This is a genomic window from Mucilaginibacter aureus (assembly GCF_053514885.1).
In genome coordinates this window covers 3,185,346-3,203,158 of record NZ_CP170601.1, presented here as the reverse complement: position 1 = coordinate 3,203,158, position 17,813 = coordinate 3,185,346, and the positions used below count along the sequence as shown (strand labels likewise).

Below are 17,813 nucleotides of genomic sequence, written 5' to 3'. Positions count from 1 at the left end.
ATCATTACTTTTTGTACTGTTTGTAAGCGGCTGGGTTGTTACTATTTAGCACCTGGACATATTTAAAAAGATGCAGCAGGTAACCGGTCCAAAGTTCGTGCGGGATATTGCTTTGTAACGACCGGATTTCTATTGGTACCCCTTTTGCTTTCACATCGTCCTTGTCAGGTGCGCCAACGGGTTCCATATCAAATGCTTTACTTTCCTGGTTTACCTGTAAACTCCAGGGTATACAGTCAACTCCGGTTATAATGCTGTTAACCCATTGTTCAATCGTAAGCTCCACGTCAACCTCTTCTTTCCTGTCATTATATGTACCACCCGGAATCATTTTATCTCCGCCCTTTACATCAGCATAAAAAAGAACGTCCTTTAATATCTGTCCTTTTTGTTTTGCTATCTCCGGGATTTTCATGAATAACCCAAGGTCCGCTCTACTCAGCCCGGGCACCGCACCTTTAAAATAAGATAATCTGCCAGCGGTTGTAGTCCCGTGAATATAGTTGGATAAAAGAGCAATAAAACCTTTATATGTTTTTGAAAATTTTTCAAAATCAGCAAAAAGATCAAATGTAGTAAGGGTGTTTGACATTTTATCACGATAATTCTTGGTCTCGGCTACCTTGTCTGGCCCGCGCATTAACTGACTTCCCTCCTTGCTCATATCCTCCAGCAGGCTAAATATTTTGTCGAGCCCTATGCCGGCTGTCATTTGCGGCTGCCCAATAATAGTTGCACCCTCAGGGGTAACTGTTGTTTTTTTAAATTTATTATCTGCAATTGTGGCTCCGCTATCAGTGGCTAATTTTTCGATAGTTACTGGTGTGGATGCATTTGCACCTAATATTTCCGCGAACGCGGTTAGGCTGTCAAGACTAGCCTTTAGTGTTGCCGGATCTGATTGATCATCAATTGCACGTACTTTAAATTCAACTACCTTACCCAAAGCTGAAACTTCAACAGTTAATGTCCAGCCCGTTCCGGTAAGTAGTACTTTATCTTTTTGTAAAGCTGTTTCGCCTTCACCGGGCGTTAAAACCGACCTTGTTTCGATTTCAAACCCTACCAAACGCTGAATAGGAGAATCTGCAGGTATTGATCGCTGTTGTAATGATTTTACACTGCTTTCAGCGGATGTCTTCATTTGGATGGCTTTTACACCCATACTATCTGCCTCTTGCTCCAGACTGGTGTCATCATTTACCATTATACCCGCCTTCATTTGCATAGTTGGTTGTACTCGTCCCTGTTTTTGCTGTGCAACATGCCATGCCTCATGTGGCAAGTGCCGCTCCTGCCCGGGCCCGATATGAATATTTGATCCTTGTGCAAAAGCTAATGCTTTCATTTGTGCTGGTAACGGAGAATTATAATGAACTTTTACATCGTCCATACTAAATCCTGAAAGGGTTTCTACACCGTTCTTCAAAGTATCCGGCATTCCTGTTTCATTGGTTTTTCGCTGTACTGGGTAAGCAGATTGAGAGGATCTCGTATCAGTTACGCTAACCGGCGAAGGTTGAAAAGGTGTTGCGGTGGTATGCTCTTTTGGGCTATATAATACAGAAACGGCTTCTACTGGTTCGGATGATTCGCTCTCTGATTTATGCTGCAATACCGGGACTGCAGGCATGCTAATTCCATTGCCTCCCTTACTCTGATTAGCAATAGCAATAGCAGATGATTTTTGAGCCCGTTCAGTAGTATTTTTCATTTACAAAGAGCTTAGAAAAATAAACTTGCCTTAAATGATGTTAACAGAACACCCTAAAATACTCGCAAACTTACCAGGGAACGTTTTTACGAAGTACTAATATACTAACATTTTTGCTAGTAATAACTCATTTTGCAGACAGCCCGAAAAACGCCAATTTACGCAAATCCTCAAGAAAAAGTTCAAGACTTGCGGTCGCAAGGCTAATTAATAATGGAGCGTTTGGCATACCGTAAAACAATCGAACTATTTTTAAATAGTAATACGGCATCTTCTTTTATATCTTAAGGGCGATAGTCAATATGCGCTTGCACTGCTCTACCAACTGAGCTACAACATATTGCTACAAAGGCCGGGATCGAACCGGCGACACGAAGTAGCGCATATTTACGGCACCTTAATATTTTAATTCCTTAAAAAAGGGTAACAGGCAACAAGTGAAATGCACCTTGCGGTGCTCCTGCTCTAACCAACTGAGCTACCACCGACCTGGATCAGTGGACGGGACTCGAACCCGCGACCTGGACGTTAGCATCGAAGTAACACTTGTTTACGACACCTTTTTATTTTCAATTTCTTTAAAAAGAAGGGCGAAAAGCAATAAGCCATTCATCCCGCGCGTAACATATAACCCGCCTACGGTTCCCTGGTCGAAGTAAGACTTATCTACGGCACCTTCTTTTTTATTTTATAAGGAGCAATGGGCGAACGCGGGTCGGGGGCTGCCTTGGGACTCGAACCCACAGTTTGGTTTTAACCATACTGACCTCCCCCTTGAATGGTGGCGAAGTAACCCGTTTCTACGGCATCCTTAAGCCCCCCAGCCCCCTAAAGAGGGAGTTGAGCATCTTTTTATAGCCCCTTCGTTCCCCTTCAGGGGGTTAGGGGGCTATTTCTATGTTATTGATAGCATCTAACGCCGAGCCTCCGTTCTCTAAGGCAGCTAACACCTCAAAAACTTTATCGCTCCAGCCGGCTACCAGGTAAACATCGTTGCGCAATACTTGCAACGGCGCTTGTCCGTAACCTTTCAGGTCGAACAGGTAGAGCTTTGCGCCTGGCGATACCTCTGCCTTGTAGCGCAACCATAAAGGCTGTATGTGATCGCCTGTGGTTGATGAACTGTTCCATAACTGGGCGTCGGTAAATAGAAATACCTTGTCCATTTGTACCTTACGCTGTAAGATATCCTTGATAACCAGGTAGCCATTGGTGGCATAACCCACCTCGCCCTCGCGGCGATAAAACTCCTGTACGTTACCTAAGATGTTGCTGCGTGGCACCGCTATGGTTTTCCAGCTATCGCCAAACATGCCCACCTCTACGTTTTTACAACGGCTTTGCAGCAGCATGGCCAGCATCAAACCTACGTCATACAGCTGGATCTTGCTCTTGGCGGATACCGACATCTGCATCGATCCCGAAACGTCGCAGGCTAACAGCACACGGGTTTCGTAACCAAAGCCTTTGATGTTGGCCGCGCTGGCCTGTACGGCTTTTTCCAAAGCATCCAGCAACTCGCCGGTGTAACCCTCGTTCTTGCCCTTCATCAAAGCGGTAAGCTTATCCAACAAGCCTTTCTCAGGCATTTTGGTTACCGGGTTGATCAACTCGCGGTAAGCGGCCAGGTAACGGAACGGGAACTGCTTTGCCCGGGCAACTTCATTCGCATCGGCTAAACGGGCACATACTTTTTCAAAGTGCGCATAGCTTACGCCAGCTTCCTGTATGTTGCGCAGGTTACGGAGCAGGGCCATGTAGCCCAGCTTGCCGCTATCTATCAACTCTTCCCACTTGGCGCGGAAGGCTAAAGCCTTAGCCTCTTCACTGTCGAAATTTAGCTGACCTAATGCCGACAGCTCGGTTTCCCAGGTGTATGGCGTTTGCAAAGTGCCGGACGCTATTTTGTTGAACACATCTTGCTGTGCATCGTCCTTTGCCCGTGGGTGAACCAAAAACAACGCATCGCGCAGTTTGATGGCGCCATCGCGGTTGTATTTACCAAACTGGTACTCGTCGAAACGGTTGAACGCCGTGCTTAAACCTTTTTGCATCTGCTTTGATAAACGGTTCAGCTTTTTAGTGCCGGTACGTTGGTTGAGCATTTGGTAGCAAGCCAACAGCTCGGTTATCTCATCGGCGCGGCCCAAAACCCCATCTGTAACCCGGGCGACCAGATCGTCGCCCGAGTGCAGCGCAGCCAATTCGGTAACCAGCACCAGCGGTACCGAACGCATATACATTTTGGTGCGGGCATAAACAGCCAGCTTACCAACAAACTCAGGTTTGCACTCACAGATCAGTTTGCGCAGACGCGTTAACCGCGCTTCGTCTTTTTCGTAAAAAGAGTCGTTCAAGCTCCAGGTAACCACGGCGGTGTACAGCTCCATTTCGGGAGAAAGCGTAAAAGCTTTAGCGCCCGCGTAGTTAACGGTCTGGTTACGTAATTTGCTTAACAGGTTGAATTTCATGGCGAACCTCCTTTTTTTTATTGTTGATACAAAGAAACAGAGGCACTGCGCAGTGTATTTGCGCAGGTGAAATTATTTTGAAATATTTTTAGATATTTATGAAATGGAAGATATCACGGCCGAAAAAGCCAACCATATCATAAATTATTATTCAGGTCTGTTAACACCGAACGAGAAACGGGCTTTAACGCAACATATGACAAGCCTGAAGTTTGCAGATGACAAAGAACGGCTCGAGAAATATTACAGGATGGGCCGTTTGGTTAACACACCAGAAGTATTGGACCTTTTATCCGAAGGGTATAACCAGTTTGTGCTCAACTGCGCCAAACGCATCTTAACAGAAACCCCCGAAAAAGTGTTTTTTAACAATTGCCCCCAATGCGGCAAATTAGCCCGGACACCGCAAGCTAAACAATGCCGGTTTTGCGGGTTCGACTGGCATTGATTTTTTTGGGCGTACCCTCCGGGCCGGGCTATCCGTTCATACGCCTGCAGGCCTTAGCCACGGGCCGGTATCCACTGCTATCCCTTACGCAAACCGGTCGGACACATAGGTATTCTTCGGTATTTTTCACGTGTTTCCTAACTAAACCCTTTTAATTTTACTCCAGCAGGCTTTTTAACAATTTAGTACCGATAAAAACACATCGGTATCACATAGGTATTCATCGGTATACCGATGTCGGACTCATTTGATCGATCATTCAATAATTCATTCCTTCGATCATTAAAACAAAGGGGGGAAATTATAAGAAATTTTCACATCCTTTTTACTCTTCGCTTTTCAGCATCGCGCTTTGGGCTAACGTACAATATAAGGATTTTTCGGGAGAAACGCAAGGCGCCTGCTTGGTTTTATACAAGTTTGGCTTGCGGTTAATTAAACTGGAAGCTTAAATATTTTAGGCAGATTTAGAAGGCATCAATAACTTAACGCTATTTGTTTTTCATTATTTTTTCAAATTCGGCTTGGGTTAGAATTTCTAAAAATTCATCGCGAAAGTGGTATGCAGATACATACCCGGCTGAAACAACGAAACTGATCACCCAGGTGGTCCTTGACTTCCATAATTTGAATGCACAAATATCTGTCGCGGTTATAAAAGGACTTGTTTGACCTAAATGTTGGTGTGAGGATGCTTTTATCGGATCTGTACCACCAGTGCCCAGCGGGATGAGATTGTTATGAAGCTTTGTTTTTTTAATGATATTATTGTCATTGTCGAAACTGATCAGGTAATCATTTCCTAATAATACTTCATTTGGCGTGGTTTGCGCAGTAATTACATATACTCTTTTTGCCCCATCTTTTATAATAGGAACAAGATTTAGACTGGTATTTTGATAAAATCTAAAAAGCGTATCGTTTAAAACCGACTGTGCCGTTTTTGACCGGATGGTATAGAACTCCTTTTCGTTTTCGGTAAATTTTCTTGTTGTAGTGTCGATACTGTATTTGGACGAGTCTAACCCATGATCGAACTTAACTGTGGCTAATACTACCGGGTCTTCATTTTTAGAAAAAAAGATAGTGGTCATTCCTTTTTTGGTCTCATAAGAAAAGTATCCATCAGATAGCAGCTTCTTCGCGCCGAAGGCGAAGATCTGCGTACCGTGCCCCGATGCCCATTCGGACCGATAAAGCATTTCACCCTCTGCGTTAATGCTATCAGCGATCTGGCGCAACTCATTCTTTTGCGCGCTTGCGTTTTGCGCCAGTATAAATAGGGTGATCAATGTAAACAGCTTTTTCATTAATTGTGGAAAGGTTGGTAAATATTTTGTGAATATAAATAACCTTGCGGATTTTGTATAAGTAACCACAGCGGGAACGCTTGCGGGAGCAAAGGGGTTAAGCATAATTCGCTTGTCCTATTTTCACAAGTGAGAACATTTGCGGGAGCGAGGGGCATAAATACGCTTAAAATATATTTAGGTGATTTTTAAGTTATAATTCCTTTCAAATTTTTTAATGTCCATATATAATCTTTTAAAGACCATGTTTTGAAATTGCTCAAGTTCTAACCAATCGTTTTTTACCAGGTCTATTACTGGTAGCTTCTTTCGATATTCTCTTTTAATTCGACGAATTTCCTCATTGTCATGAGGCCATAAATAATATTGTTCTTTTTTTCTCATAGCAATTGGCCACAAATAATTTCCTGTGGTTGAATCTATAAACATGACAGGTGACCAACTATGTGTAAAGTTATTTCTAACGTTTTTTATCTCATGCATCACACGATGACGGCTTATATTACCATATCCTTTTAGGTTTGCTTTATTTGCTAAGTACAGCTTCGATAATTGTCCGTATCCAATAGAATGTCTTTTAAACCTTCCGTATCGGTCAACCTCATTAGCACTATTAGGCATGTTGACTATATATATCAGCCGTGAAAGGTTGTCTAAAACTGAGCCCGCATGCATGTAAAATTCTTTGAAAGATTTTTTAAAAATAAGGTCATTTTTACCCGCATATTCTTCTAACGCAATAAGACTCATTTTTACTGCGCCAAGCATTGTCACAACCTCATAGTGTGTCTTACTTAACTCTACATATGAACTTTTAACGTTGGTGTTTATGGGTGAACGGCTAACCAAGGAATTTGAGTTCACAGATGCCGTAATTGTATGGCGGAACTTAGCCCAATTTTCAATATCTACATTAAAATCGTCCCTGACTGACATTTCAAGGGGATCAAATTCTAAGATTCTATAATCATAACTTTCTGGTATTTTTATTGCCATTTTTATTCTTGGTTAGTTTCTAAATTTACCTTTAATAATCCTTTATTCCCCCTCCGCTACCGCAAGTGTCCTCACTTATGGCTTTAGGACAATCAAACTATTCCGCGGAATCCCAACTCCAAATCCGACGATCAGGGTCATAAGCCATTAGGCAATATTGGACCCTTTCAATCGGGTCTTTGCGATTAATTCTAATTCTAAAACGATTATTGTTCATTTTGGCGATATTATGATAGTGCTCACCCAAATCATTTAGAACATGCACGTACCAACAATATATAGTGATGGTTTCGTGAAACATATCTATCCAACGATCATAGGAAATGCTGGGTAAAGAATTGTATTTATCATTCTTTCTATAGTTGTTTAACTGTATGCTACGACCAACAGGCACATATTGCGAATGGGCAATGGCGTTTCTTATTTGCGAATTATAGGCAATGTTTATTGCATTATATAACTCCGGCAACGTTGCTTCGAAACGATCTCTAATTAATTTGGAGATAATTTCACTACGGTTACCTGTCGCATTTTTGTCATTTGGCTTTTCTTTTATTTTAAAATGCCAATCATAGGCCTCGCCATTTGCAATTCTGGCTAATTGATAAAGTCTTTTGATAAATGCATCGGACTCCCAAATCTTCAGATAAATCAGCATCTCATGTTGAATACTGTATGTTTCATCACTCTCTAACTGATGAATTTGTAAAAGCCTGTTCGCATCGTACTTTACGCTATCCAAATAGTTCTTAGATAATTGATGAGTTAAATTCATATTTATGTATTTCCCCATAAATTCATGGTTGTTAAGTTCAGAATTACCTTCCATACCGTGCCCTAAGATATAAGGAGAAAATTTTACCGAGGAATCGTTATTCATATTAACATCTGGGTCGTAAAAACCATTTTCTCTGACTAAAAATAAATCACCAATATCGGTCTGATTTTTTTCGCATAAATGTAAAAGGTAACCAAAAACAGGGTGTAAAACGTCGCTTTTTTCGTTAAAGATGTCTTGAAATATCATATCGTCTTCGCTCTAATTATATTAATTCAATTCTACTGTTCTTTACAAGATTTCAAGCTTTCCAAATTCAAAATCGAACATCCGAAATCCGAAATCAACTCAGTCCTCCGGCTTCTCCCTCGCATCCGCCATCCTCACAATACGCGGCTCAAACTTAGCCAACACCTCTACCAGGTCGCTTTGCGCGGCCATTACGGTGTGGATATCCTTGTAGGCCATAGGCGCCTCGTCAACATCGCTACCCATCAGAGTGATACGTTTATCGACAAGGTTGGCGGCAATGGCGGCTTTATCCAACGTTTTAAAAGCCGCACTGCGGCTCATGGCACGGCCTGCACCGTGGCTGGCGCTGTTAATGCTGGCCGCGTCGCCTTTACCGCGTACCAGGAAACCGGGCGTACTCATCGAGCCGGGGATGATGCCTAACACACCTTCGCCCGCCGGGGTAGCGCCTTTACGGTGTACCATTACTTCGGTACCATCGGCCAGCTGCTCTTTCCAGGCAAAGTTGTGGTGGTTCTCTATCCTGCTGATGGGTTTAACACCAAGGGCACGGGCAATTTTGTTGTGGATCTCGTGGTGGTTGGCCGATGCATATTCGCCGGCCAGGTTCATGGCAATCCAGTATTCCTGCCCTTCGTCTTTATCCAGATCCAGCCAGGCCAGGTGTTTGGCTTCGGCAGGGAGCTTGGTTTTGGTCATGGCGATTTTGCTGTAATGGTCGGCCACCGTACCACCGAAACCACGCGAGCCGGAGTGCGAAAGCAATGCCAAATACTTACCTGCCGGAATGCCATCCAAAGCGCCTTCGGAAAGGACGAGCTCGCCCCATTCCACAAAGTGGTTACCGGTACCGCTTGTACCCAACTGTGCGTAGGCTTTATCTTTCAACGAACGGATCACCTTGGTCTCGCCCCAGGCCTTGCTATCAAACAGTGAACTATCAAAATGGCTCTTGGTAGTGCAACCCATACCAAAGTAGGTATGATCAACGAGCATGTTCTTTAGTTTGTCGGTCTCGGTATCAATGGCCTCGGCAGGCAGGTCGAAGATGCTTAAACACATACGGCAGGCAATATCAACACCCACCGCAAAGGGGATAATGGTATTGGCCGTGGTAGCCAGCACGCCGCCTATCGGCAAGCCGTAACCCTGGTGCGCATCGGGCATTAAAGCCCCGGCAACGGCAATGGGCAATTGTACGGCGGTACGCATTTGTGTCAATGCGCCTACCTCAATATGCTCCAGTCCCCAAACGGGGAAGTCGGCTATTTCTTCTTTCAGCTTAAAAGTGCTGCGTTGTTGTTTAACGAATTTACCTTCTTTACGCAGGGCGATCACATCTTCGGCCAGGTTTTTGAACTTACCGCCTTTTTTAAAGGCGTAAGGCATCGGGTCGTCGATGAGGGCCTCGAGGTTGGCTAATATGTTGGCTTTATCCATTACGCCGTGTTTAAGCAAACCATTAGCCACGCGGCTAAAGTTCACCAATACTTCTACATCGTTAATGCCCAGTGCCTTTAACTCGTTGTTGCCTATTTTTTCCTTTTCCATTACTATTTGTGGTATTCAAGTTTAACAATTAAAAGTCTCCGGGCCAAAACCCCTCTCCCCGGATCGGGAGAGGGGGCGTTCGTGAACGCGTTCAGCCTTTCGACAGTACAAAGAGAAACATCAAGTGTGCAGCGTATTTGCGCAGTGAAAAATAATTTTTATTTTCGAATGTTCAATTTCGAATTTTGTTTGCAAGGCTTAGATCCTTAAGTAAACAACTTGCAGGTCAAAATAAATCCGAAATTGAAAATCCGAAATCCGAAATCAAAAAATGCCTGTTAACCGCAACGCCCTTATCCGCTACCGCACTATTGACCAATGCCTGCAGAACCGACGCCGGAAATGGACGCTCGACGACCTGATCGAAGCCTGCAGCGATGCTATATACGAATACCAGGGCATTGATACCGGCGTAAGCCGTCGTACCGTACAGGCAGATATGGAGATGATGCGCAGCAATAAGCTGGGGTACGAAGCGCCCATTGTGGTGGTTGATAAGAAGTATTATACCTATAGCGATAAGAATTACAGCATTACCAATAGTCCGATCAACCAGCAGGATATGCAGGTGCTGAGCGAAGTATCCGGTTTGCTGAAGCAGTTTAAAGGCTTTAACCATTTTACCGATCTGAATGAAATGGTGAGCAAACTGGAAGACAAGATCTACAGTCAGAGGACACAAAGCACGCCGGTGATCGATTTTGAGAAGAACGATAACCTGAAAGGCTTGGAATGGATAGAAGTGATCCGTAAGGCTATTGTAGCGAAGCGGACGATCTGCATCACTTACCAGTCGTTCAAAGCCAGGGAAGCCAGTACCTTTTGCTTTAGCGGATACCTGTTGAAAGAATACCGCAATCGTTGGTTCGTATTGGGGGTGCCACATAAACGGAATTCGCATATCATGAACCTCGCTTTAGACAGGATACAGGCGGTAGAAGAGCATGACGAACCTTACCGCGAGAACAGAACATTAGACCTGGCAACCTATTATAATGACTGCATCGGGGTGACCAAAACTCCCGGCCAGCGCGATGTAGAAGTGGTTTTCTGGATAGATGCTGCTAATGCGCCTTACGTGGTCACCAAACCTTTGCACCATACCCAAAAGCTGTTAAGCGAGGACGCAACGGGGAAGATATTCAGCATCCGGGTGATCATGAATTTTGAATTGGAGCGTGAGCTGTTGGGCTTTGGCGCTAAGATGCGGGTACTTGGCCCAAGAGTGCTGGTAAAGCAGCTCAAAGCGCAGTTAGCTAAAACGCTGGAGAATTACAGCAGAGACAGTATAACGCCACCTGCTATGCCTTTAACTTTGAACGAAACGATGAAAGAAAAAGATATAACAAGTATCAGCAAGTTTTTAAGTCTGATACTCCGGCATCAGCCGCAACTTATTGGTATTGAACTGGACGGACAAGGCTGGGTAAATGTTGATGAGTTGTTAAAACAAGCTAACGCGCACGGCCACATTTTAGATATGGAGCTGTTGGATCACGTGGTTGAGACCAACAGTAAAAAGCGTTTTGCTTTTGATGAGACCAGGCAGAAGATCCGTGCCAGCCAGGGACATTCGGTTGATGTTGAATTGGGCTACCAGGCGCAAATGCCGCCGGAAGTACTTTATCATGGCACCGGCGAAAGATCAATAGCAAGCATTCAGCAAAGTGGACTTGAAAAGCGGAACCGCCAGCATGTACATTTAAGCAGGGATATTGAAACGGCTAAGCAAGTAGGCAGCAGGCATGGCAAACCAGCAGTTTTTAAGGTTCTTGCGGGCGAAATGCATAAAAATGGATATGTGTTCTACCTGTCCGAAAATAAGGTTTGGCTTACCGACACGGTGCCCGCCCGGTTTTTAAGATCGGTGGAATAAATAAAACCCTTCAAATGAATAGCCATAACATCAGGCCCGAATTTTGGAAGCATCTCAACTCACCAATTTAGTGGTATTGGGTAAGTAAAATAGTGCTTTGATCAAAACAAAAAAGCCCGCTGTCGTTAGATGTGCGGGCTTTTGCTTTGTTTTGATATTGATATCAGCGGTGAGGGAGGGATTCGAACCCTCGGTACAGTTTCCCGTACGTCAGTTTAGCAAACTGATCCTTTCGGCCTCTCAGGCACCTCACCAATATCTATGTACCGTGTACATATCCCCGTTTTGGGATTGCAAATATAGCAATTAGCCTATCCCATCAAAAAAAAAATTAAGGATTTTGATAATCTATCCGCACATGGTAAATACTCATGAGCATTTTTTTGAAGATCATCTTGATCGTTTCCAGATCTTTAAGCGTTATATCGCTGTCTTTCAGCTGTTCCTGATCGAGTTTATATTCAATGATGCGATCAACCAGCGCATCGATAGCGGTAGCATTTGGCTCGTGCAACGAGCGCGACGCGGCTTCAACCGAGTCGGCAAGCATCAATACGCCGGTCTCGCGCGAGAATGGTATGGGCCCGGGGTAGCGAAACGTATTCTCGTCCACCAGCTTTTCGGGGAAGTTTTTAAGGTACGACTGGTAAAAATAATCTACACGGGTATTGCCGTGATGCGTACGGATAAAATCGACCACAATTTCGGGTACGTTAGCACGACGGGCCATCTCAACGCCCTTGCTTACGTGGCGGATGATGATCTGCGCGCTTTCCTGATAAGGCAGCTTATCATGCGGGTTAAAGCCTGCGCTTTGGTTCTCGATAAAAAACTGCGGGTTTTCCATTTTACCGATATCGTGATAAAGCGCACCGGCCCGTACCAGCAAGGCGTTGCCTCCAATAGCGTAAATAGCGCTTTCGGCCAGATTGGCAACCTGCAGCGAGTGCTGGAATGTTCCCGGAGCTGTAAACGCCAGTTTACGCAGCAATGGCGCGTTGGTGTTGGTTAGCTCCACTAAACTGATATCGGATGTTAAGCCGAATATGCGTTCAAAAATATAGATCACCGGTTGGGCGAGCAGGGTAAGCAGTACGCTTACGGCAAAAGGCAAAAAGTCGGCCCAGTCGATACTTTGAAAGCTGCCTTCGCGGATAAGTGAAATACCCATAAAAGCTACCAGGTAATTGCCAAGGATGATCAACGCCGAAATCAAAAACTGTTCGCGGCGAATGAGGTTCTTCATGCTGTAAATGGCAACCATACCCGCGGTTATCTCGATATAAGCAAACTCAAAACTGTTAGGTACAAAAAAGCCCGCAACCAACACTACCAACAGGTGTATGTTGAGTGCAAGACGGGTATCAAACAGGATACGGATAATAATAGGTACAATGCAATACGGGATGTAATACAGGTTGGGCAGCTGTTCGCGAATGGCGAAGGCGAGCGTTGCCAGCATAGCAGTAACTACCAGCAATATCAAACTGATAAGCCTGTTGTTATAATAAATATCTTTACGAAAAAGGTACAAAAACACCATTAACAGCGTAATAACGATCGATACCAGCAATATCTGCCCCATTAAAACCAAACGGGGGTCGCCGGTTATTTTAACGTTGTCTTCAAAGGCTTTTTTAAACGAAGCCAGCTTTTGGTAAGTTTCCTGGTTAATTACCGAGCCCTGGGCTACTATCAGCTCACCCTTTTCAACCATGCCACGCGTTTGCGACAGGCCGTCAATGGCTTCGTTTTCGAGCCGGGTAGTCAGTTTATCATCGAAGGTAATGTTATACTGCAGCCTGTCTTCAATCACGCTCATCAAAAACCCCTTGTCCAGGTTTTTGTATTGGGATATGGCCTCATCAATATAAGTCAGCGCCGCTTCACGGGTATAATACGCCGATGTATTGCTCTCTGTAGATACGTTATTATGTAAAATGTTAATATGGTAATCGTGCGATTCTTTTTGGTACTTTTTGTTGAGCGCCAATACCCCCCTGTCATAAACCTGTTTTAGCAGGTTATCGCCAACTTCAAAGTATTTGATTTTCAGGTCCTCTTTAAACCCGGTGCGGCGCCATTTGATCTCAAAGTCGGTTTTATAACCCTCCAGATTTTGTTTGGCCACATTTTCGTCAAACTGGTACAGCGGGGTAACACTTTTTATAGCAGCCTGCTTATCGGCATCCAGTTCGGCATCGGTTTTAAGGATAGCGAAAATATAAGGCGATACCAGGTCCTTTTCGTTCCATATTTTGCCTTTTTCAAATTCGTACCTAAATTTTGCCTGCTTGGGTAAGGCTATTACAATAAGCGCAACGCTCAAAAGCATCATCAAAAACTTGACATTGCGTGCATACTTACGCATTAATGCCTTTTGGCGCGAAGGACTAAGTGTTGCCATGTGTTGTTAAACCCATCAAAATTATAATAAGTTTTGGTTTTAATGGCGTTGATAAACAAAAACATGCGAGGATTAGCTTTTGAGCCGGAAGCCGGAAGCATGAAGTTAAAGCTCTTCCAGCTTTATGCCCCCGGCTTTATGCTACGTGTTACCCCTTCTCCACAAAACCTTTGAGCAGGCTGCCCACAAGCTCGGTCCAGCCCATGGCAAAGTTTGTACCGGCAAAGTCGCCATTAGTTTGGTCGAAAGTTTCTAAACCGGCGTGGGTTAGTTTTAAGGTTGTTTTGTCGCCTTGCGCAGTCAGCTCCCAGGTTACAAATGAATTACCCGGGTAGCCCACATACTGCCAGCTATGCGTTAACTTTTTATTAGGGATAACCTCGGTTATCTCGCAGCGGTGCAGGTAGATCTTTTCGGGCGGACCGCCTTCAAACTCAAACACAAAACCTACTTCGGGTTTAAACTCTTTTAGTTTAAAGTACCATTGCTCCATCTGATCGCGGTTGGTAATGGCCTCCCACACCTTTTCAACAGGTGCATTGTAAGTGCGTTCAATTACAAAAGGTTCGTTTTTCATAATCTATTAGTTTTTAGTGGTTCGTTATCTTTTTCCAAAAAATCGCCCAAAGCGTCCAGTTTGCCTGTCCAGAATACGCGGTACTGTTCCACCCAATGTGCTACCTGGTTTAGCGATTTTAAATTAGCCTGGCAATACCTTTCGCGGCCCTGTTGTTTAATGGTAATCAGGCCGCATTCGGTTAATATTTTGATGTGTTTGGATATGGCCGGACGGCTTACATCAAAATTATCGGCCACAGCATTAAGGTTTAAACTTTGGGTAGCCAGCATGTTGATGATCTGGCGTCGGGTCGGGTCGGCTATAGCCTGAAAAACATCTCTGCGCATGGTATTTGATTATGTAACCGTTCGGTTTCAAATATATGCGTAACCGTTCGGTTTCGCAAGAGAAAAATGAAAAAGTCTTGACGTGAGCCCTACTTGGGATTGCTTCAATCCTTACAGCAATGACGTGCGGAGAAAGAACATGGGTATTTATGGATATTTCACATTGCTCTATTCAATCCCATAGTCTAAAACAGGGGGGAAATTGTAAGAAATTTAAAAGAATTTTTTCCATTCAATCATTCAAAACTCGATCCTTCAATCATTAACAGCAGGGGGGAATTGTAAGAAATTTTCGAAACAATTCAGCTTTCTGCTTCGCGCTTCAAGCTCAACTTACAATATACGCATTTTTAACGGCATAACCGATATCTCACTTTTAAAACTTCGGTTTATTTCTCAACCGGTTCCCAGTCTCCAAGTACATTCTTTAGTGTGATCTTTTCAGCTTCCGCGTCGGTTAGCTGCTTTGCCCATGTTACCCTGCCTGCCGGCGATGCGCCCGGCCCGTAGCTTTGATACTCCGAATAGCGGGCGGTTTTGTAGCTTTCGGTTTTGTTCCAGTTTGAAAAACCTTCGACTTTAATTTGCTGCCCCATATAGCAGTGGATATAGGTAACCCAGCTGTATGGCCGCCACGGCCTGCCTAACGATACGGCATGCAGTGTACTATCCCCGGTGAGGGTGCAATCGTAAAACACAAAGCCATAGGGGTGATTTTGCGGTGTGGATGCCGCGGTAATATGCGAGTTCTTTTTGCTGTGGATATGGCAGCCCTCAAACCAGGCAGTTGCCGCCCCGAAAATAAAATCGGTAGTACCTTCTATATAGCAGTTTTTATAGTATTGCCTGCTGTGTTCGCTGTTTAAAAACAAAATATCCTGGTTGCCAATAAAACGGCAATCGGTAAATATGGCTTTATCGCCGCGGCACTCAACCGCTACGGCCTGTCCTGCCGTAAAACCGGCATCGTTACGGAAGGTGATGTTCCTGGCCCTAAAATTATTTGCGGCAATTAAAAAGCTGTATGATGAGCGGGTGTTAATACTGTCGCCTTTTGCCGACACCTTGCCGGGATGATCGTCGTAGGTCAATATCGTATTGAAACGCGATTCGCCAACCAGCTCCACAAAAGCCTTAGCCGAATCCAGGTGAAGTTTTTCCCTGTAAAGGCCATTTTTGATATAAATAACCAATGTTTTTTTGTTACCATTAGGCACTGCATCCAAAGCAGCCTGTACGGTTTTATAGTTCCCGCTGCCATCCTGGGCTACTGTAATGGTTTTGGTTTGGGCGTTTACCTGTATGCTTATCGCGATAAGGCAAATCATCAGTAATTTCTTCATACGTTTTTATGGTTTAGGTTCCCAGCCGTTCAGTATCTGGCCGGGGGTATATAGCTTAGCTTCGTCGGCAGTTAACTGGTGCGACCATGCAATACGTTTTTCGGGCTGATATCCCGGCCCGGTATTTTTGTACTCGGCATAGTAAGCGGTTTTATCGCTCTCGGTTCCGTGCCAGTTGCTCCAGCCCTCGTCGCTTACTACTTTACCTAAGTCGCAGTACAGGTAAACCACTTTGGCATACGGACGCCATGGCCTGCCTAACGAAAAGCTGTGATCGGGTGCATTACCGTTGATATGGCAGTGCAGAAACACATAGCCGTATTTAGTGGTATCTAAAGTTGAGGCGGCAGATAAATACATCCCGCCCTTTTTGCAAAAGATCTCGCAATTGGCAAATAAGGCCGTAGCCGCGCCGAATATAAAATCGGTAGTGCCTTCAATATAGCAGTCTTGATAATACTCCCGTGTACCGCGGCCATTGGTATAAATGGTATCCTGAAAACCTAAGAAACGGCATCCAAAAAACGCAGCCTTATCCCCCGCCACATAAATGGCCAGCGCCTGCCCTACCGGGCCAGCCGAATTTTCGAAAGTGATATTTTTGGCCGTAAACCCATTGGCATACACATAAAAGCTTGCCGAGCGCGAGGTGCCTAAAGGTTTACCCGCGGTATCCAGCCTGCCTGCATAATTATCGTAAGTCAACACCGTGCCTTTGGCATCTTCGCCGGTAAGGGTAATGTTTATCTTGGCTATCGGCACTACAATGCGTTCTTTATAGATGCCTTTTTTTACAAATATCTCGGTGATATTTTTATTCAGATCGGGCACGGCATTAACCGCTTCCTGCACGGTTTTAAAATCACCGCTGCCATCCTGTGCTACGGTAATGCGTTTGGCCGCAAATGCCTGGCTAAAGCCGATCAATAAAAGAGTGATCACTATGAGTTTTTTCATTTTACCTGTGGATTAACATTGGCATTATTAGTACCCTTTACAATATGATCGGCAAGGGCGATGTGCTGTTTTTGCAACTCGCTGAGCACCAGTTGTGCTATTTTACGTGCGCCCAGCTCGTTAAAATGCGTATTATCATTATGCCCGAACGGGTAGTTCGGGTTTTCGCCGGTATCCACCTTCATAAATATCAGCTTCGAGCGCTCCAACCCTAATTGTTGGTACATCATCCGGCTGCGGGTATCCAGATCGATCACGGGTACATGGTATTGGTCGCCAACTTCAAACACCGCTTTGCTATAGGTAGCATGGGTTTCTTTAGCATTCCCCAGGTCATCAAAACTCAACCGGCTTACCGGTGTGATCAATATCGGGATGGCGTTTTTGGCGCGGGTTTCGGTAATAAACCTCGCAAGGTTAATCTTATAATCAGGTACCGAAGTATACCTGTCGGGATATTTATCTGCGGGGCCCTCATCGTTGTGGCCAAACTGCATCAGTACATAATCGCCTGCCTTTAAACTATCAGCAATAGGCTGCCACCTGTTTTCCGATATAAAGGTCCGTGTGCTCCGGCCGCCTTTGGCGCGGTTATCCACCACTACACCCGAGTCTAAATAATTGGCAAAAGGCATTCCCCATCCCGTTAAGGGCAACTGCTTGGTGGGGTAATTACACATGGTCGAATCACCGATCAGGTAAACTTTAATGGGGCGCTGCTGAAACATAAAGGCCATTAAAGGCAGCATAGCCACAAGCGCAATGGCATACAGGTATTTACGTGAATGGCGTTTGTTCATACAA

General features: G+C 44.6%; 14 protein-coding genes and 1 tRNA gene. 2 read left to right on the top strand and 13 right to left on the bottom strand.

Annotated features, from left to right (window positions below; all coding sequences use genetic code 11):
- Nucleotides 1-4 precede the first annotated feature (4 nt).
- Both ACFGVR_RS13685 and ACFGVR_RS13680 read right to left on the bottom strand, forming a co-directional pair.
- Nucleotides 5-1,714, bottom strand: coding sequence for an eCIS core domain-containing protein (locus tag ACFGVR_RS13685; protein ID WP_448697855.1), 1,710 nt, complete (start codon nt 1,712-1,714; stop codon nt 5-7).
- An 881-nt stretch (nt 1,715-2,595) separates the two neighbouring features.
- Nucleotides 2,596-4,185: a TROVE domain-containing protein gene (locus ACFGVR_RS13680; protein WP_448697854.1), complete on the bottom strand. Its 1,590-nt coding sequence runs from the start codon at nt 4,183-4,185 to the stop codon at nt 2,596-2,598.
- Between the two features lie 103 nt (nt 4,186-4,288).
- On the opposite strand from ACFGVR_RS13680, the gene ACFGVR_RS13675 reads away from it, so the two are divergent.
- Complete coding sequence (locus ACFGVR_RS13675) at nt 4,289-4,633, top strand: hypothetical protein (protein ID WP_448697853.1); 345 nt, start codon at nt 4,289-4,291, stop codon at nt 4,631-4,633.
- A 491-nt stretch (nt 4,634-5,124) separates the two neighbouring features.
- On the opposite strand, the gene ACFGVR_RS13670 is transcribed toward ACFGVR_RS13675, so the two are convergent.
- The 4 genes from ACFGVR_RS13670 to ACFGVR_RS13655 form a co-directional block, all read right to left on the bottom strand.
- Nucleotides 5,125-5,943 (bottom strand): hypothetical protein, encoded by an 819-nt coding sequence (locus ACFGVR_RS13670; RefSeq protein WP_448697852.1) that lies wholly within the window; start codon nt 5,941-5,943, stop codon nt 5,125-5,127.
- A 177-nt stretch (nt 5,944-6,120) separates the two neighbouring features.
- A complete protein-coding gene (locus tag ACFGVR_RS13665; RefSeq protein ID WP_448697850.1) occupies nt 6,121-6,939 on the bottom strand; it encodes a hypothetical protein in 819 nt (272 codons plus the stop codon).
- Nucleotides 6,940-7,036: 97 nt separating this feature from the next.
- Nucleotides 7,037-7,966: a hypothetical protein gene (locus tag ACFGVR_RS13660; protein ID WP_448697849.1), complete on the bottom strand. Its 930-nt coding sequence runs from the start codon at nt 7,964-7,966 to the stop codon at nt 7,037-7,039.
- Between the two features lie 99 nt (nt 7,967-8,065).
- Complete coding sequence (locus ACFGVR_RS13655) at nt 8,066-9,520, bottom strand: RtcB family protein (protein WP_448697848.1); 1,455 nt, start codon at nt 9,518-9,520, stop codon at nt 8,066-8,068.
- A 271-nt stretch (nt 9,521-9,791) separates the two neighbouring features.
- On the opposite strand from ACFGVR_RS13655, the gene ACFGVR_RS13650 reads away from it, so the two are divergent.
- Entirely contained in the window at nt 9,792-11,396 is a 1,605-nt protein-coding gene (locus ACFGVR_RS13650) for an RNA 2'-phosphotransferase (RefSeq protein WP_448697847.1), read from the top strand.
- A gap of 167 nt (nt 11,397-11,563) precedes the next feature.
- Here the strand turns inward: ACFGVR_RS13650 and ACFGVR_RS13645 are convergent.
- From ACFGVR_RS13645 to ACFGVR_RS13615, 7 genes are all read right to left on the bottom strand, one after another.
- Nucleotides 11,564-11,650, bottom strand: a tRNA-Ser gene (locus ACFGVR_RS13645).
- A gap of 77 nt (nt 11,651-11,727) precedes the next feature.
- Complete coding sequence (locus ACFGVR_RS13640) at nt 11,728-13,803, bottom strand: HD family phosphohydrolase (protein WP_448697845.1); 2,076 nt, start codon at nt 13,801-13,803, stop codon at nt 11,728-11,730.
- Nucleotides 13,804-13,951: 148 nt separating this feature from the next.
- Nucleotides 13,952-14,380 carry an SRPBCC family protein gene (locus ACFGVR_RS13635; RefSeq protein WP_448697844.1) on the bottom strand — a complete coding sequence of 143 codons (429 nt, stop codon included), beginning with the start codon at nt 14,378-14,380 and terminating at the stop codon, nt 13,952-13,954.
- Nucleotides 14,377-14,709 carry an ArsR/SmtB family transcription factor gene (locus ACFGVR_RS13630; RefSeq protein ID WP_448697843.1) on the bottom strand — a complete coding sequence of 111 codons (333 nt, stop codon included), beginning with the start codon at nt 14,707-14,709 and terminating at the stop codon, nt 14,377-14,379. Before ACFGVR_RS13630 ends, ACFGVR_RS13635 begins: the two co-directional genes overlap by 4 nt.
- Nucleotides 14,710-15,098: 389 nt before the next feature.
- Nucleotides 15,099-16,052: a pectinesterase family protein gene (locus ACFGVR_RS13625; protein WP_448697842.1), complete on the bottom strand. Its 954-nt coding sequence runs from the start codon at nt 16,050-16,052 to the stop codon at nt 15,099-15,101.
- A 6-nt stretch (nt 16,053-16,058) separates the two neighbouring features.
- Nucleotides 16,059-17,009, bottom strand: coding sequence for a pectinesterase family protein (locus ACFGVR_RS13620; RefSeq protein ID WP_448697841.1), 951 nt, complete (start codon nt 17,007-17,009; stop codon nt 16,059-16,061).
- Nucleotides 17,006-17,809, bottom strand: a complete 804-nt coding sequence (locus ACFGVR_RS13615; RefSeq protein WP_448697840.1) for a rhamnogalacturonan acetylesterase — start codon at nt 17,807-17,809, stop codon at nt 17,006-17,008. Before ACFGVR_RS13615 ends, ACFGVR_RS13620 begins: the two co-directional genes overlap by 4 nt.
- Nucleotides 17,810-17,813: the final 4 nt, after the last annotated feature.